Origin of the sequence: Myxococcus sp. XM-1-1-1 (genome assembly GCF_020037095.1) — a bacterium.
Taxonomy (GTDB): Bacteria; Myxococcota; Myxococcia; order Myxococcales; family Myxococcaceae; genus Myxococcus; species Myxococcus fulvus.
Genome location: NZ_JAIQDH010000006.1, coordinates 172,456 through 190,068 on the forward strand (window position 1 = coordinate 172,456; position 17,613 = coordinate 190,068).

The following is a 17,613-nucleotide window of genomic DNA, read 5'->3' on the forward strand; positions in this document are numbered from 1 at the left end:
CTCGTTCTTCGAAGAGAGGCGCGGCGCTCAGTCGAGGGCCGCTTCGTCGGGCTGGGACGACAGCGAGAGGACCAGCTCCGCGGTGCGAAGCAGCTCCTCCCGGTCCGCCGGGGGATTCAGGAGGGCCTCCGAGAAGGTCGCGACCGTCGGATTCCCGAAGAGGACTCGCAGCGGGACGGTGACCTGGAGGATCTCCTGGACCAGGGAGATGAAGCGCGTGGCGAGCAGGGAGTGGCCGCCCAGCGTGAAGAAGTCATCGTGCGCGCCGAGGCGTGAGACGTTGAGGATCTCCGCCATCAGCTCCGCCACGACCTTCTCCACCGGAGAGCCGGGCTCGACGAAGTCATCGGTCCGCGAGCCCTCCGCGTCGGGCGACGGGAGCGCCTTCTTGTCGACCTTGCCGTTGGGGGACAGCGGCAGGGCCGCGAGACAGACGAAGGCCGACGGGACCATGTACTCCGGCAGCGAGCGCTTGAGGCTCTCGCGCAGGTCCGTGCTGGAGGGCGGCTGCGTGGAGGTGAAGTAGGCGACGAGCCTCCGGTCTCCCGGCACGTCCTCGCGGACGATGACGACGCACGCGTCGACCGAGGGCTGCGTGAGCAGGGCGGCTTCGATTTCACCCAGCTCGATGCGGAAGCCACGGAGCTTCACCTGGTGGTCGCGTCGGCCGACGAACTCCAGATGGCCATCCGGCAACCGGCGCACGATGTCGCCCGACCTGTAGAGCCGGCCCCCGGTCGCGAAGGGGTTCGGGATGAAGCGCTGCGCGGTCAGCTCGGGCTGGCGGAGGTAGCCGCGCGCCAGGCCTTCGCCACCCAGGTACAGCTCACCCGGGACACCGACGGGCACGGGCTGGAGCGCGTCGTCGAGCACGAAGGCGGTGGAGTTGGAGAGCGGGACGCCGATGGGCACCGAGTGCACGGGCAGGGGGGCCCGGGGGACGAGATGCCACGTGCTGAAGGTGGTGTTCTCCGTGGGCCCGTAGACGTGGAGCAGGCGGGAGGGGGGACCGCCGAGGAGGACGGAGCGGACCGCGCCGGCGTCGACGTTCTCGCCACCGAAGAGCACGGTGGACAGCGTGGAGAAGGCGCCCGGGACCTGGTTCGCGAGCTGGTTGAACAGCGCGGTCGTGATGAAGAGGACGGAGACCTTCTCGTTGCGCAGGTACTCGACGAAGAGCGAGGGGGACAGCGAGACGTCGCGAGGGACACCGATGAGCGCGCCGCCGTTGAGCAACGCACCCCAGATTTCGAAGGTGGCGGCGTCGAAGGAGGCATTGGAGACCTGGGCGACGCGGTCCTGGGAGGACAGCTGGATGTACTCGGAGCCGCGGACGAGGCGCACGACGCCGAGGTGGGGGACGACGATGCCCTTGGGCTGGCCCGTCGAGCCCGACGTGTAGATGGCGTACGCGAGGTTCGACGGCGCGCTGTTCGTCGTGGGCGCCGTCGTGGGCTGCCGGGAGATGGCGCGCTCGTCGGAGTCGAGATCGATGACGTGCAGGCCATCGGGGACCGGGAACTTCCCGGAGAGCGCCTCGGTGGTGACGAGGAGCGGCGCCCGTGCGTCCTGGAGCATGAAGGCCAGGCGCTCGGGGGGATAGGACGTGTCCAGCGGCAGATAGGCACTTCCCGCCTTGAGACACGCGAGCATCGCGGTGATGAGCGTGGGGGAGCGCTCCAGGTAGAGGCCGACGAGCGTGTCCGGACGGACGCCGAAGGACTGGAGGTGCCAGGCGAGCTGGTTGGCGCGCGCCTCCAGCTGGGCGTAGGTGAGGACCTCTTCACCGAAGTGGAGCGCGATGGCCTCCGGCGTGGCCCGGGCCTGCTCGGAGAAGAGCTGGTGGATGGACTGGTGCCGGGGGAAGTCGGTGGAGGTGGCATTCCAGTCGACGAGGAGCTGCTGGCGCTCGGCGTCGGTGAGGAGCGGAAGCGCGGTGATGGAGACGCCCGGATGTTGGACGGCGGAGGCGAGCAGGGTCTGGAAGTGGCCCAGCATGCGCTCGATGGTGGTCGCGTCGAACAGGTCCGTGTCGTACTCGAACTCGCCGACGATGCCGGTGGAGGTCTCCTCCAGCGCCATCAGCATGTCGAACTTGGCGGCGCCCGTCTGGACCTCCTCGGGGTGGACCTCGCAGCCGCGAATCGACAGCGGGGTCGTGGAGATGCTCTGGAGGTTGAACATCACCTGGAAGAGCGGCGTGTGGCGCGGGTCCCGCTGGGGCTGGAGCGCCTCGACGACCTGCTCGAAGGGGACATCCGGGTGTGCGTACGCATCCAGCGCCACCTCGCGCACGCGGCGCAGCAGCTCCTTGAACGACGGCGCACCAGACAGGTCCGTGCGCATGACCAGCGAGTTGATGCAGTAGCCGATGAGCCCCTCCAGCTCCGCGCGATTGCGGCTGGCGAAGGGAGTACCGACGCTGATGTCCACCTGCCCGCTGTAGCGGGACAGCAGGGTCTGCCACGCCGCGAGCAGCGTCATGAACAGCGTGGTTCCCTCCTGGCGGCTCAGCTTGCGCAGCGCCTCGACCAGCGGGGCCTCCAGGTTGAACCACCGCGTGGCGCCCCGGTGCCGCTGGGTGGCGGGGCGAGGACGGTCCGTGGGCAGCTCCAGCAGCGAGGGCGCTCCGGCCAGCTGCTTCTTCCAGTAGTCGAGTTGCGTCTGCTGGACCGAGCCCTGCAGCCACTTGCGCTGCCAGTGCGCGAAGTCCGCGTACTGGATGGTCAGCGGCGGGAGGTTCGGCGTCTCGTGGGCGGCGAAGGCCTCGTAGCAGGTCCCGAGCTCCTGGAAGAGGACCGTCAGCGACCATCCATCCGAGATGATGTGGTGCACCGTCAGCAGCAGCAGGTGCTCGGTCTCGCCCAGGCGGACGAGCAGGGTGCGCAGCAGCGGGCCGCGGGCGAGGTCGAACGGGCGCTGGCCCTCGGTCTCGATGAGCTGTCGTGCCCGCGCTTCCCGCTCCTCGGCCGGGACGTGGGTCAGGTCGACGAGGGGGAGGGTGTGCCCGGGGGCGTCCTCGGCCACCTGGACCAGGAGCCGTCCACCCCGGTGCTCGAACGTGGAGCGCAGCGCTTCATGGCGGCGCACGAGCGCATCCAGGCCCTGCTCCAGCACTCGCGGCTGCAGCGGCCCCTTCACGCGGAGCACCATGGGGACGTTGTAGAACGAGCTGCCCGGCTCGAGCTGGTCGACGAGCCACAGGCGCTGCTGCGCGAACGAGGCCTCCAGCTCCTGGTCGCGCGAGATGGGCACCAGGGGGCCCGTCTCCGTGTCCTCCATGGGCGAGGACAAGAGCTGCGCGAGTCCCGCCACCGTGGCGTTCTGGAAGAGGGCTCGAAGCGGCAGCTCCTTCCCGAAGTTCGCGCGGATGCGGGAGAGCAGCTGCGTGGCGAGCAGGGAGTGCCCGCCCAGGTCGAAGAAGTTGTCCTCGACGCCGACACGGGGGACCGAGAGCAGGTGGGCCCAGAGGTTGGCGAGCAGCTCCTCGATGGGCGTGCGCGGCGCGACGTAGCTGTCGGTGGGCGCGGAGACTCCGTCGGGTGAGGGGAGCGCCTTCCGGTCGACCTTGCCGTTGAGCGTGAGGGGCAGGCTCGGCAGGCGGACGAAGGCGGACGGGACCATGTACTCCGGCAGCGAGCCCTTGAGCCGCTCGCGAAGCTCCGGGACGGCCGGGGCCCGCGACGACGTGAAGTAGGCGACGAGCCGCCGGTCTCCGGGGCTGTCCTCGCGCGCCAGGACAACGCACTCGTCGATGTCCGGGGACCGCGTGAGCGCGGCCTCGATTTCGCCCAGCTCGATGCGGAAGCCGCGAATCTTCACCTGGTGGTCGCGTCGGCCGACGAACTCCAGGTGGCCGTCCGGCAGCCAGCGCACGATGTCGCCCGACTTGTAGAGCCGGGCCTGGGGCTCGAAGGGATGGGCGACGAAGCGCTCCGCGGTGAGCGCGGGCTGGTGGAGGTAGCCGCGCGCCAGGCCCTCGCCGCCCAGGTACAGCTCACCCGGGACACCGATGGGCACGGGCTGGAGCGCCTCGTCGAGCACGTAGACGGTGGAGTTGGAGAGCGGGATGCCGATGGGCACCGCGTGGCCCGGCGGAGGTGCCCGCGAGATGAGGTGCCACGTGCTGAAGGTGGTGTTCTCCGTGGGGCCGTAGGCGTTGATGAGCCGCTGGGGAGGCCCGCCGAGGAGGGCGGAGCGCACGGCCCCCGTGTCCGCGATCTCCCCGCCGAAGAGGACGGTGGACACCGTGGCGAAGGCGTCGGGGACCTGGTGGACGATCTGCGTGAAGAGGGCGCTGGTGATGAAGAGGGCGGAGATGCGCTCGCGACGCAGGTACTCGGCGAAGAGCGAAGGCGAGAGCGAGACGTCGCGAGGGACACCGATGAGCGCGCCGCCGTTGAGGAGGGCGCCCCAGATTTCGAAGGTGGCGGCGTCGAAGGAGGCGTTGGAGATCTGCGCGATGCGGTCGGCCGCGGAGAGCTGGACGAAGTTGGAGTCGCGCACGAGGCGCACGACGCCGAGGTGGGGGACGACGATGCCCTTGGGCTGACCCGTCGAACCCGACGTGTAGATGGCGTACGCGAGGTTCGACGGGGCCGTCTCCGTCGCGGGGGCCCGCGTGGGCTGCCGCGAGATGGCGCGCTCATCCGAGTCGAGCTCGATGACGTGCACGCCGCTCGGGACGGGGAGGTTGGCGGAGAGGGCCTCGGTGGTGACGAGGAGCGGCGCCCGTGCGTCCTGGAGCATGAAGGCCAGGCGCTCAGGGGGATAGGACGTGTCCAGCGGCAGATAGGCACTTCCCGCCTTGAGGCACGCGAGCATCGCGGTGATGAGCGTGGGGGAGCGCTCCAGGTAGAGGCCGACGAGCGTGTCCGGACGGACGCCGAAGGACTGGAGGTGCCAGGCGAGCTGGTTGGCGCGCGCCTCCAGCTGGGCGTAGGTGAGGACCTCTTCACCGAAGTGGAGCGCGATGGCCTCCGGCGTGGCCCGGGCCTGCTCGGAGAAGAGCTGGTGGATGGACTGGTGCCGGGGGAAGTCGGTGGAGGTGGCGTTCCAGTCGACGAGGAGCTGCTGGCGCTCGGCGTCGGTGAGGAGCGGGAGCGTGGTGATGGAGGTGTCGGGCGCGCGGACGGCGGAGGCGAGCAGGGTCTGGTAGTGGCCCAGCATGCGCTCGATGGTGGCCGCGTCGTACAGGTCTGTGTCGTACTCCAGCGCCAGGTCCAGCTCCGACCCGTCCTGCTCGGTCGTGAGGATGAGCTCGAACTTGGCCGTGCCCGTGCCCAGCTCCTCGAACGACATGCTCAGCTCGTCGAACGTCGGCGGCTGGAGCGGCGCGTTGTGCAGCGCGAACATCACCTGGAACAGCGGATGCTGGTCCAACCGGCGCTCGGGGCTCACCGCCTCGACGATGCGCTCGAAGGGGATGTCCTGGTGCGCGTAGGCCTCCAGCGCGGCGTCTCGCACCCGGTGCATCAGCGCGCGGAACGAGGGCGCGTCCGACATGTCCGTGCGCAGGACGAGCGAGTTGACGAAGAAGCCGACCAGCCCCTCGATCTCCGCGCGGTGCCGGTTCGCGATGGGCGTGCCGACGTTGATGTCCACCTGTCCGCTGTAGCGCCTCAGCAGGATGTTCCAGGTGGCCAGCAGCGTCATGAACAGGGTGACGCCCTCACGACGGCACAGGGCGTCGAGCTGTGCGACCAGCGCCGCGCTCACCCGGGCCCGCTGGATGGCGGAGCGGTGGTGCGTCGCCGAGGCACGCGGGCGGTCCGTGGGCATCACCAGCTCGCCCGACGACGAGCCGAGCTGCTGCTTCCAGTACGTCAGCCCCCGCTCCAGCGTCTCTCCCTGGAGCCACTGCCGCTGCCACAGGGCATAGTCCGCGTACTGGAGCGTCAGCTCCTCCAGTGGTGACTCCAGCCCATCCCGGAAGGCCGCGTACAGCCGGCCCAGCTCCTGGACGACCACGCCCATGGACCAACCGTCGGAGACGATGTGGTGCAGGGTCAGCAGCAGCAGGTGGTCCTCCTCGCCCATGCGGATGAGCACCTGACGCAGCAGCGGGCCGTGCTCCAGGTCGAACGGCGTCCGGATGTTCGCGTCCAGCGTCTCCTGGCGCCGCTGCTCCTGCTCGGACTCGGGCAGCCCGCCCAGGTCCACCACGGGCAGGGGCTTAGGCTCGAACGCGTGGATGACCTGGACCAGCGCCTCGTCGACCTCGCGGAAGGTGGTGCGCAGCGCCTCGTGGCGTCGCGCCAGCGCCTGGAGGCTCTTCTCCAGCGCGGGGACGTCCAGCCGCCCCTTCAGCTCCAGGGCGAACGGCGTGTTGTAGGAGACCCCCGTCGGGTCCATCCGCTGCGTGAACCACAGCCGTGCTTGCGCGGAGGACGCGGGGACGGTGTCGCCCCGGGCCGCCGCGCGAACGGGGGGGATGCTCACGCCCCGCCGGGTCCTCAGCTCCTGGGTGACCTTCTCCGCGAGCCCGCGAAGCGTGGGCGTCTCGAACAGCGCGTGCAGGGGCAGCTCCACCCCGAAGGCCCGGCCCACGCGCGAGATGACCTGCGTGGCGAGCAGCGAGTGGCCACCCAGCTCGAAGAAGTTGTCGTGGAGTCCGAAGGCGTTGCCTCCGAGCACCTCCGCCCAGATGCCGGCCAGCAGCTCCTCCACCGGCGTCCGCGCCGCCTCCGCTTCGACCTGCCGCGCGAGGGTCGCCTGGCTGGGGGCGGGGAGCGCCTTGCGGTCCACCTTGCCGTTGGGCGTGCGCGGCAGGACATCCAGGCTGAGGATGGCCGAGGGGACCATGTACTCGGGCACCCGCTGCTTGAGGTGCTCCTGGAGCAGCGGCACCAGCTGCCGCGTCAGCGCCGCCTGCAGCGGCTGGTTCGTGTACGCGCGCCACGGCTTCGCCACGAAGGCCCGCTCGGTGGACGGCGTGAGCGGCGGCGCCACCGCGCCCCTCCGCAGGAGCCGCAGCTCGAAGGCGCCGTCCTCCTCGCCGCCGGACCAGTGCAGGCTGACGGCGTAGGGGAGCTCCGCCTCCAGGGCCCAGAGCTCCTCCGGGTTGACGCAGTCGGGCTCGGGCTGGCTGCGCAGTTCGGCGCGCAGCTCTCCCACCGTCGAGGGCCGCTCGTCGCGCTCCAGGATTTCGCGGGCCCGCCGCACCTCCGTGAGGCGCGCGTTGGGGATGCGCGTCACCGCGAGCTGCTCGGGCCGCTCCGTCTCGAGCCTCCGACGCAGCTTCGCCATGCTGAGCCCGTCGCGCTTCCAGTCGAGCACCGTGCCCGCGTACGGGTCCACGGCCTCGGCCGCGTCGCCGACGTGCAGCACGACGTCATAGCGGAAGCACGTGAGCTCGTTGTGGTGCTGGCCGCGCTTGGGCCACAGGTCCACCCGCTGGATGCGGGGCAGGTGGGCGCGCAGCGCGAGGAAGAACGCCGGGTCCACCACCAGCTCGTTGTCCAGCGACACGCGCCGCCGGACGGCCTGGGACAGCTGCTCCAGCGGCAGCGTGTCCCGCGCCCGGAACAGCTCCACGGAGAGCGCGAAGGACTCCAGCAGCGACAGGCTGCGCACGTCGCCCACGAAGACGCGGCCCCGCTCGCCCACCGTGGCCACCGCGCCCTCGAGCACCTTCACCAGGTAGTCCACCGTGGGGAAGTGCTGGAGCACGGAGTTGATGACCACCGTGTCGTGTGAGCCGGGCTCGATGCCCGTGAAGTCCTCGGCGCCCCGGTGCAGGAGCGCCACCGAGCCGAGCTTCGGCGACATCTTGTCCACGAAGCGCTGCAGGCCCTTGAGCGCGCCCTGCGCGAAGTCCGCGCCGGTGAAGTGCTCGCAGTGCGGCGCGATTCGCACCAGCAACAGGCCCGTGCCGCAGCCAATCTCCAGCACCCGCCGGGGCTTCAGGTCCAGGATGCGCTGGACCGAGTGGTCCACGAACTCGCGCATCTCCTCGGCCGTGATGGGCTGGCCCGTGTAGCTGCTGTTCCAGCTCGCGGTGTTGAACTCGCCGTCCTCCTCGTCGGCGGCGCGGTGGTAGGCGTCGTCGTAGAGCGTCTGCCACTGGGAGATCTGCTCGTCGTTGAGCTCCTGCTCGTCGATGGCGTCACCCCACGCCTCGCCCGGGGGCGAGGGCACCACGTAGGCCACCAGCCGGGGCTGCCCCGGCGAGTCCTCGCGCGCCACCGCCACCGCGTCGCGCACCGCGGGGTGCTCCATTAGGTGCGCCTCCAGCTCCCCCAGCTCGATGCGGAAGCCGCGCACCTTCACCTGGTGGTCCACGCGCCCGAGGAAGCGCAGCTGCCCGTCCGGCGACTGGCTGGCCAGGTCACCGGTGCGGTACAGGCGCGCGCCCGGCTCGCCGCTGAACGCGTCCGGCACGAAGCGCTCGGCGGTCAGCTCCGGTCGGCCCAGGTAGCCGTGCGCCAGGCCATCGCCGCCGATGTAGAGCTCACCCGGCACGCCCACGGGCACGGGGCGTCCGTTCGCGTCCAGCAGGTACACCCGCGTGTTGGCGATGGGCCGGCCGATGGGGATGCCCAGGTGCGCGCCGGGCGTGGGGGCGCCGGGCGGCAGCGCGAAGAGCGTGGAGGTGATGGTGGCCTCGGTGGGGCCATAGGCGTTGAACCACCCGAGCCGCTCCCCCGTGAGCGCGCGCCACGCGGCGAGCTGCTCCGGCGCCGCGCGCTCTCCGCCCACGATGACCAGCCGCACGTCCGGCGGAGGCTGGGCCTGTCGGAGCGTCGCGTCGGTGACCCACTCGTGCCAGTACGCCGTGGGCACGTTCAGCACGGTCAGACGCTCGTGCTCCACCATGCGCAGGAACTCGGCGACGGACGGCAGGCGCTCGAAGGGCAGCAGCACCAGCGTGGCGCCCGTGGCCAGCGTGGGGAAGATCTCCTCCAGCGAGATGTCGAAGCTGATGGACGTGCACTGGAGGATGCGGTCCTCCGCGGTGAGCTGGTACGTCCCCTGGAGCGAGGTGACGTGGTTGACCAGCCCCCGGTGCGACAGCAGCACGCCCTTGGGCTTGCCCGTCGAGCCGGAGGTGTAGATGACGTACGCCGGCTGCTCGGACGTCATGCGCACCAGGGGCGGCTCGGCGCTGAGCGCGTCCAGGGCCTGCTGCTCCAGCACCAGCACGGGCACGTCCTGGGACGGCAGCCGCTCCACGAGCCGCTCCTGCGTCACCAGCAGCGCGGCGCCCGAGTCGCGCAGCATGTAGCGCAGCCGCTCCCGGGGATACGTCGGGTCCAGCGGCAGGTACGCGCCGCCGGCCTTCAGGATGCCGAGCAGCCCGACGAGCATCTCCAGCGAGCGCTCCACGCAGATGCCCGCGAGCCGCCCCGGCCCCAGGCCCCGCGCCCTCAGCGCGTGGGCCATCTGGTTCGAGCGGCGCTCCAGCTCGCCATACGTGAGGCGCCCCTCGCCATGCGTGACGGCCACCGCGTCGGGCCGCAGGCGGGCCTGCTCGGCGATGTGCTCGTGGATGAGCCGCTCGCGCGGGTAGGCCGCCGTCGTCTCGTTCCACGTCCGGAGCGTCCGCTCCAGCTCCTCCGCGGACAACAGCGACAGCTCACCCAGCCGGGTCTCCGGCGCCTCCACCGCGTGTCGCAGCACGTTGAGCAGGTGGCCCTGCAGCCCGCGCACGGTGTCCGCGTGGAACAGGTCCGCGTTGTAGGTGAAGGCCAGCTCCAGCCCCGCCGGTCCAGGCTTCACCGTCAGCGACAGGTCATACCGCGCGAAGCGCTTCTCCAGCGGGAGCTGCCGCACGCTCACGCCCGGCGTCTCGAACGACGGGGGCGGGGCGGACTCCAGCTCCAGCGTCACCTGGAAGTAGGGCGTGTAGACCAGGCTCCGCTCCACCTGGAGCGTCTCCACCAGGTGCTCGAACGGCACGGCCGCGTGCGCGAGCGCCCACTGGTGCGTCCGGCGCGCCTGGGACACCTGCTCGCGGAACGACGTGGCGGCCCGCGGGTGACCGCGCAGCACGAGCATGTTCCCGAACCAGCCCAGCACGCCGCGCTCGGACGGCTCACGCAGGCTCGACGGCGTGCCGATGCACAGGTCCTCCTGGCCGGTGTAGCGATACAGCACCGCCTGGAGCGCCGCGAGCAGTACGTCGAAGAGGTCCGCGCCCTCCGCCCGGGCGAGCGCCTCCAGCCGGCGCGTCAGCTCCAGCGGCACGCCCTGGCGCCCGGTCGCGCTGTTGTACGTCTGCACCGTCGGCCGCGCCTGGTCCGTGGGGAGCGCGAGCACCTGGGGCGCGCCGTCCAGCGCCACGCGCCACGCCTCCACCTGCTGCTTCGCCTCCGCCGAGCGCAGCCACTGCTGCTGCCGCTCGGCGACCTCCACGTACGGCCCCGCCACGTCGTCGCGCCCGCTGAGCACCGCCGCCAGCGAATCCACCAGCACCGGCACCGAGCCCGCGTCGCAGACCATCTGATGGAATGACAAAAGCAACAGGTGCGCCGCCGCGTCCCGCTTCACCAGCGTCGCGCGGAGCAGCGGCCCGGTCTCCAGGTCGAACGGATGCAACGCCTCCTCGCTCGCGAGCGCCGCCTCCCGGGCCTCGCGCTCGGTGGGCGGGAGACCCTGGTGGTCCACCCGGCGGAACGCCGGAGGCTGCTCCAGCTGTATCTGTTGCAACGGCTGTCCTTCGTGCGCCGTGAATCGCGCGCGCAGGATGTCGTGTCGCAGGGTCAAGGCCGCGAGACGTCGCGCCAGCTCGGACGGTTCAACCACCCCGTGAAGTTCCAGCGAGACCAGCTGATTGTGGAAGGGATTGTGGCGCTCCAACTGGTCCAGGAACCAGAAGCGCCGCTGGCCGGATGTGACACAACGGGAATGAGGCCGGCCCGAGGGGGACCGGTGCTGATTGCTGGCGGAAGGCAAGCGAATGCCCCTGTCTGATTTATTCGCGGAGTGGGGACCCACAACGGCGCACGCGCGGCTCGACTCGTTGTCTGTCCATCTCAATCCCGGTGACTGTTGCTTATCGAATTCAAATCTTTTAAGTGGTAATGCGTGGAAGTCAAGAGGGGTCCGTGAAGCACGCCCGGCATGAGGGTGTGTCACACAGGGTCCATGTCCGCGCGGAGCCGAGGGCTCTGGTGGAGTAGGAGAAGCCGTTGGATCTGCGAGTACTGTCGGACGTGTCGCAGCGTGCGCTGCCAGGGGCACCGCCGTGTCTGCTGGCGCTCGGCCCCGAGCGGGAGGGCGTGGACCTGGTCGAGTGGGGACGGGCTCACGCAGAGGCGCTGAGGCACCTGCTCTCACAGCGGCCGGCCATGCTCTTTCGCGGCTTTCGTGTGCCGGGCGTGGAGGCGTTCGAGCGCTTCGCGGAGTGTATCCAGCCGTCCCTGGCCGAGTATCAGGAGCGTTCCACGCCACGTACGGAAGTCAGTGGCAAGGTGTACACATCCACCGAGTACCCCGCGAACGAAACCATTCCGCAACACAATGAAATGTCGTACGCGTCGGCCTGGCCGATGAAGTTGTTCTTTCACTGCGTACAACCTTCTCTGGAGGGTGGCGCCACACCCATCGCAGACAGCCGGGCCGTCCTGGAATGTCTCTCACCCGAAGTGCGTGAGCGCTTCACCCGGAACCGGGTGATGTATGTGAGAAATTACGGCACGGGCGTTGACCTCCCCTGGCAGAAAGTCTTTCAGACCGAGGACCGGGCCCAGGTGGACGCGTACTGTGAGCGTGTGGGAATGCAGGCGGAGTGGTTGGGCGGAAACCGCTTGCGGACCCGCTCGGTGCGCCCTGCGGTCATGAAGCACCCCCTCACCGGAGAGGATGTCTGGTTCAACCAGGCGCATCTTTTCCACGTATCCAATCTGGGGCCGAAGGTGAGCGCGGCGATGCGGATGGTCTTCAAGGAGGAGGACCTGCCGCGCAACAGCCTGTACGGGGATGGCACGCCCATCCGGGACGCGGACCTGGAGGAGGTGCGCGAGGCGTTCCTGAAGACGACGTTCGCCTTCCCCTGGCAGGCGGGGGACGTGATGCTGCTGGACAACATGCTCGTGACCCATGGCCGGACGCCCTTCGCGGGGGCGCGTCGGGTGGTGGTGGCGATGGGCGAGATGCGCTCCGAGCGCGACAGCTGAGCGGCAGGGGGCTCCCATCTTCGCGGTCCTGAGACATCGTGACTTCGCGCTCATCTGGTGTGGCCAGCTGGTCTCCGGGCTCGGGGACTGGCTGCGCAACATGGCGCTTTTGTTCTGGGTCTTCTCCGTCACGGGGGGCGAGTCCCCCGTGGCCACGGCGGCCATCACCGTGGCGACGACGGCGCCCGCGCTCCTCTTGGGGCTGACGGCGGGGACGCTGGCGGACCGGTGGGAGCGGCGCAGCGTCATGGTGTTCTGTGACGCCGCACGGTGCGTGCTGAGCCTGTTGCAGCTGGTGGCGGTGGCGAAGCAGAGCCTGCCGCTGGCGTACGCGGTGGCCTTCTGCTCCAGCGCGGTGGAGCAGCTGTATGACCCGGCGCGGGTGGCGTTGATCCGCTCCACGGTGCCACGCGAGGACCTGGTGGCGGCCAGCTCGCTCAGGCAGGCCACGACGAGCGCCATCATGATTCTCGGCATGGCGCTGGGCACGGGCATCTACTTCGTGCTGGGGCCGTGGGTGAGCTTCGCGCTCGACTCGGCGTCCTTCCTGGTGGCCATGTGCATCAACCTGGCCATCCGCGCGCGCTGCGTGAGCGTGCCGTCCGCGCAAGGCACGTCCGTGCTGCGCGAGGCGAAGGAGGGGCTCGCGTACGTCCGGGGCAGCGTGTTCGTGCGCAGCCTGCTGGGGCTGGGCGCGCTGGCGATGGCGGCCTCGGGGCTCATCGAGGTGGTGCAGCTCTACCTGGTGACGCGGGAGCTGGGGCTGCCCGAGGAGCGGCTGGCGTGGCTGGGCACGACCTTGGGCGTGTCCATGTTCGCGGGCTTCGCCGTGGCGGGGAGCCTTCACCGGCGGCTCCGGCTGGAGTGGCTGCCGGGGCTGGGGCTGGGCGTGTGTGGCCTGGGCGTGCTGCTGATGGCGGTGGCGCCGACGCTCGCGGTGGCGATGGGCGGCATGGTGTTCATCGGCCTGGGCAACGTGCTGCTCAACGTGGGCCTGGGGCCGCTGATGCAGACGCACGTGGAGCTGGGGCTGCTGGGCCGGGTGATGGGCGTCTTCCGCTCCGTGAGCACCGCGTGCCTGCTGCTGGGCGCCAGCAGCGCGGGCTACCTCATCGACCTGGTGGACACGCGGCGGATCACGGGGCTGGCGGGCGTCATCCTGATGGTGGCGGCGCTGGTGGCGGGCACCCGACTGGCCCGGGCCGTCACCGCGCTGCGCGCCGCTCCCCGGGTGGAGCCCCCTCGCGCGGCCGTCAGCGTGGAGTGAGCGGACGCGTGGAGGCCCTCGTCGACAGGCGCGGTGCACGCGTGGGCCGGGCACCAGGCTGGCTCGTCCTCCTGCTGCTGGCGTGGGGGCCGTCCGTCCTCGCGCAGGTGCCCACGGTGGAGGTGGAGGGGCGCCGCCTCCAGGCGAGCCGGGTGGACAAGGGGCCCTCGCTGGACGGCGTGCTGGATGACGACGCGTGGAGCAGCGCCGCCTTCACCAGCGACTTCCTCCAGAAGGAGCCCGTGCAGGGCATGCCCGCCTCGGTGAAGACCGAGGTCGCCTTCGTGTACGACGCGGACGCGCTCTACGTGGGCGCGCGCATGTCCAGCCTGGGCCCGGAGGACATCGAGACGGTGATGACCCGGCGGGACGAGAGCGGCTCGGCCGAGCGGCTCATCATCTCCCTGGACACGTACCGCGACAGGCGCACGGCCTACAGCTTCGCCGTCACCGCGGCCGGGGTGCGGGTGGACTGGTACCACCCGGATGACCACGAGTACGTCGTCGACCTGTCCTTCAACCCGGTGTGGGAGGCGCGCACCACGCGGACGGCGGACGGGTGGGTGGCGGAGCTGCGCATCCCCTTCTCGCAGCTGCGCTTCGACGCGGCCGACGAGCAGGTGTGGGGCCTCAACATCCAGCGCGTCATCCCGCGTCGCAACGAGGACGACTTCTGGGTGGTGGTGCCGCGCGACATCACCGGCTGGTCCTCGCGCTTCGGCGAGCTGTCGGGCCTGCGCGGCGTGGCGCCATCGCGTCGCGTCGAGCTGCTGCCGTACGTGACGGGGGACTGGCGCCTGGACTCGGGCGCCAACCCGCGCGAGGGCACGCCCTTCGAGGACCGGCGCGCGTACTCGGCGCGCGTGGGCGTGGACGGCAAGGTGGGGCTGGGGCCCAACCTGAACCTGGACGTGACGGTGAACCCGGACTTCGGGCAGATCGACGCGGACCCGGCCCAGGTCAACCTCACGGACTTCGAGGTGGTGGTCGACGAGCGGCGGCCCTTCTTCACCGAGGGCAGCCAGCTGTTCAACAACAACAACACGAACAACAACGGGCCCGCGTACTTCTACTCGCGGCGCATCGGCGCGGCGCCGCGGCTGCGCGCCAGCGCGGACTACGTGGAGCCCTCGCGGGCGACGCCCATCTGGGGCGCGGCGAAGCTCACCGGGCGCCTGTCGTCGGGGCTGTCGCTGGGCGTGCTGGGAGCCCTCACGGGCGAGGGCTACGCGGACACGTACGACTTCGCGACCCAGGAGCAGGGGCGCGTGAAGGTGGACTCGCGCACGGGCTTCGGCGTGCTGCGCGCGCAGCAGGAGCTGGGCAGGGGCTCGACGGTGGGCGCCACGCTCACCACCGTCCACCGAGACATCGGCGAGGGCGAGGGGCGCACGGGGGAGCTGGCGCGCGAGGCGTACACGGGCGGCGCGGACTTCCGGCTGCGGCTGCGCGACGGCGAGTACATCGTCTCCGGATTCGCGGGCGGCAGCCTGGTGCGAGGCGACCCGGCGGCCATCAGCCGGCTGCAGCGCTCCAGCGCGCGCTACTTCCAGCGGCCGGACCAGACCTACGTCCGGTTGGATCCGGAGGCGCGCTCGATGTCGGGCTACACCGTGGGCGCGAAGGTGGTGCGCCAGAGCGGCGAGCACTGGCTGTGGAACGGCAGCGTGGGCGTGGAGTCCCCGGGCTTCGAGCTCAACGAGCTGGGCCGGCTGAGCACCACGGACGACGTGGACCTGAACCTGGGGCTGTACTACCGCGAGACGAACCCCGGCACGTTCCTGCGCGGCTACAAGGTGGGCCTCCTGACGTACGGCAACTGGAACCACGGCGGCACGCGCACCGTGAACCAGTTCATGCTCAACGGCGAGGTGACCTTCCCCAACTTCTGGGAGGCCAGCCTGCTCGTCACCTACTACCCCCGCGCGTTCTCGGACCAGCTGACGCGCGGCGGTCCGCTGATGCAGACGCCCCAGGGACTGGAGGCGAACCTGCTCCTGAACAACAACGCCTCCGGGACGAACCTGTGGGAGGTGGACGCGCTGGCGTGGACATACGAGGACGGCAGCGGCGGTGGAACCTTGACGGGCACCGTCACCGTGCAGCCCCTGCGCAACCTGCGCCTGTCGGTGGAGCCCGTGGGCTCGCTGTACACGGAGGCCCGTCAGTACATGGCCACGCTGGACGGCGGCCGCGAGGAGACGTATGCGCGGCGCTACGTCTTCGGCGCGGTGCGACGCCGCGAGCTGGCGCTGCGCTTCCGCGCCAACCTCTTCATCACCCCGGACCTGAGCCTGGAGGCCTACGCGGAGCCGTTCGCGTCCAGCGGCGTCTTCAGCGCGCCCGGCGAGCTGGCCCGCGCGCGCGGACGTCAGCTGCGCAGGTACGGCCAGGACGGCACGTCGCTGTCTCGAGGCGAGGGCGGGGACTGGGACGTGACGGACGGCGCGAGCGGCTTCCAATTAGCCAACCAGGACTTCAACGTCCGCTCCTTCCGCAGCAACGTGGTGCTGCGCTGGGAGTGGCGCCCGGGCAGCACGCTCTACGCGGTGTGGCAGCAGGACCGCTCCGCGGATTCGCTCGGGGGCAACGCGCTGGCGCCCAAGGCGCTGGGCGACGCGCTGCTGAGCCCGGGGGGACACACCTTCGCGCTCAAGCTGTCGTGGTGGTTCCCCGCGGGCTGAGCTTCACGGTGGCTCAGTCGTCGTCATCGTCATCGCCGTCGCCCGCGCCATCCCAGACGCTCCCGGCGGCCGCGGGCGTGGGGATGTCGAAGGTGCACTTCAGCTCGTCTCCACTCGCATAGCGATAGACGAAGTGGCCCTCGGCGTGATCATCCGCCAGCACCTCCACCGTCAACGTGCCGCTCGCGGGGACCCCCGAGCGCTCCGGGTAGCCCGTGCCGCTGCCCCCCGAGTCCGAGCGCGTGGGGCGCCAGCGCTTCACCCCGGAGCCCTCCTCGGGGGCCAGGGCAGCGCCGGTGTTGACGAGCTGCGCGGTGCGAGGGGCGTCGCCCCTGTCGAACGCCGCGCCATCCACGAGCTCGATGTCCACGCCGAAGTCGGAGAGCGTCGCCTGCCCGTCGGGCAGGTAGCTGATGAACAACAACGGGTCGATGACCCCGAAGCGGTCTCGCGTCAGGCGCGAGTACTCGCCGTCGATGGGCCAGTCCACCTGTTCTCCCTGGAGGGTTCCTCGACATTCCCCCCGGGCCTCCCGAGGATCTCCACAGGCCGTGGTAAGCAGGAGCGTGACGACACCCGGAACCGCCGCGCGACGAAGCCATGCGTTCATGCGGCCATCCTACGGGCCTTCGTCACTTTTCCCGCGTGGGTCGCGACCGCCTCCCTCCGTGCCGCGGTGCGTCCCGACGCACGCTCACGGGGGCGACAGCGGCAGGTCCTCGAGCCCCAGGGGAGGGTGGCCCGTGACACGCTCGACGTCGGAGGTGACGGTGGACATCTCCCCGGAGGCGATGGCCGTATAGGTGCTGACCCACGCGTCCACCTGCCACTGGGGCGCGCCGTAGTGGGCGCGCGAGCGGTAGGCCTCGTCGATGCTCTCGGCGTAGTAGCGGATGGGCCTGCCGAGCCTCCGCGTGAGCACCTGGGCGATGTCGTCGAAGCCCAGCGCCGCGGGGCCCGTCAGCGTGAGCGTCTGTCCCCGATGCGGCTCCGGATGGAGCAGCACGGCGGTGGCGACGTCGGCGATGTCCGACTGGGCGACGGCGGCGACGCGCCCGTTGCCCGCGGGTCCCCGGATGATGCCGTCCTCACCGGCCAGCATCGGCAGGAAGTCCAGGTAGAGGCTGTCGCGCAGGACCACCGACGCGAAGCGCTGCTCGCGGAGCTTCTGCTCGGTGGCCCAGTGGTCCCTGGCGAAGGTGAACGTCGCGTGGGGGGCCGCGCCCTGGAACGACGTGTAGACGAGCGTCTGCACGCCCACCGAGGCCGCGGTCTCGATGAAGGCGAAGTGCTCATCGAGCCGCGTGGGGGCCTCCTTCGCGGACACGAAGAGCACCGTCTTGATGCCCTCCAGCGCCCGGGAGAGCGCGGCCCGGTCCTGATACGTCGCGACGCGCACCTCGGCGCCGGGCAGGTGGGGGGCGCGCTTCTCGTCGCGGACGATGAGCCGCTGGGGGACGCCCTTCTCGGCGAGCTGTCGCGCGACGCGCCCGCCCAGCTTGCCCGTGCAACCGGTGACGGCAATCGATGGCTCCGTCATGGA

At 70.7% G+C, this 17,613-nt stretch carries 6 protein-coding genes; 3 read left to right on the forward strand and 3 right to left on the reverse strand.

Annotation, left to right across the window (positions count from 1 at the left end; genetic code table 11):
- Positions 1–27: 27 nt before the first annotated feature.
- Entirely contained in the window at positions 28–11,184 is an 11,157-nt protein-coding gene (locus K8640_RS14535; protein WP_370640345.1) for an amino acid adenylation domain-containing protein, read from the reverse strand.
- Here K8640_RS14535 and K8640_RS14540 point away from each other — a divergent pair.
- The 3 genes from K8640_RS14540 to K8640_RS14550 are packed head-to-tail and all read left to right on the forward strand — an operon-like array spanning position 11,157 to position 16,070.
- On the forward strand, positions 11,157–12,119 hold the full coding sequence (locus K8640_RS14540; protein WP_223747577.1) for a TauD/TfdA family dioxygenase: 963 nt from the start codon (positions 11,157–11,159) through the stop codon (positions 12,117–12,119). The two genes, K8640_RS14535 and K8640_RS14540, sit on opposite strands and share 28 nt — an antisense overlap.
- On the forward strand, positions 12,043–13,386 hold the full coding sequence (locus K8640_RS14545) for an MFS transporter (RefSeq protein WP_223747578.1): 1,344 nt from the start codon (positions 12,043–12,045) through the stop codon (positions 13,384–13,386). Before K8640_RS14540 ends, K8640_RS14545 begins: the two co-directional genes overlap by 77 nt.
- A gap of 8 nt (positions 13,387–13,394) precedes the next feature.
- The gene (locus K8640_RS14550; protein WP_223747579.1) at positions 13,395–16,070 is read left to right on the forward strand and encodes a DUF5916 domain-containing protein; all 2,676 of its coding nucleotides are present in this window, start codon (positions 13,395–13,397) and stop codon (positions 16,068–16,070) included.
- Between the two features lie 13 nt (positions 16,071–16,083).
- Here K8640_RS14550 and K8640_RS14555 read toward each other — a convergent pair whose 3' ends face one another.
- Together K8640_RS14555 and K8640_RS14560 are read right to left on the reverse strand one after the other, a co-directional pair.
- The gene (locus K8640_RS14555; RefSeq protein ID WP_141325854.1) at positions 16,084–16,680 is read right to left on the reverse strand and encodes a hypothetical protein; all 597 of its coding nucleotides are present in this window, start codon (positions 16,678–16,680) and stop codon (positions 16,084–16,086) included.
- A gap of 84 nt (positions 16,681–16,764) precedes the next feature.
- Positions 16,765–17,610, reverse strand: a complete 846-nt coding sequence (locus K8640_RS14560) for an SDR family oxidoreductase (protein WP_223747580.1) — start codon at positions 17,608–17,610, stop codon at positions 16,765–16,767.
- Positions 17,611–17,613: the final 3 nt, after the last annotated feature.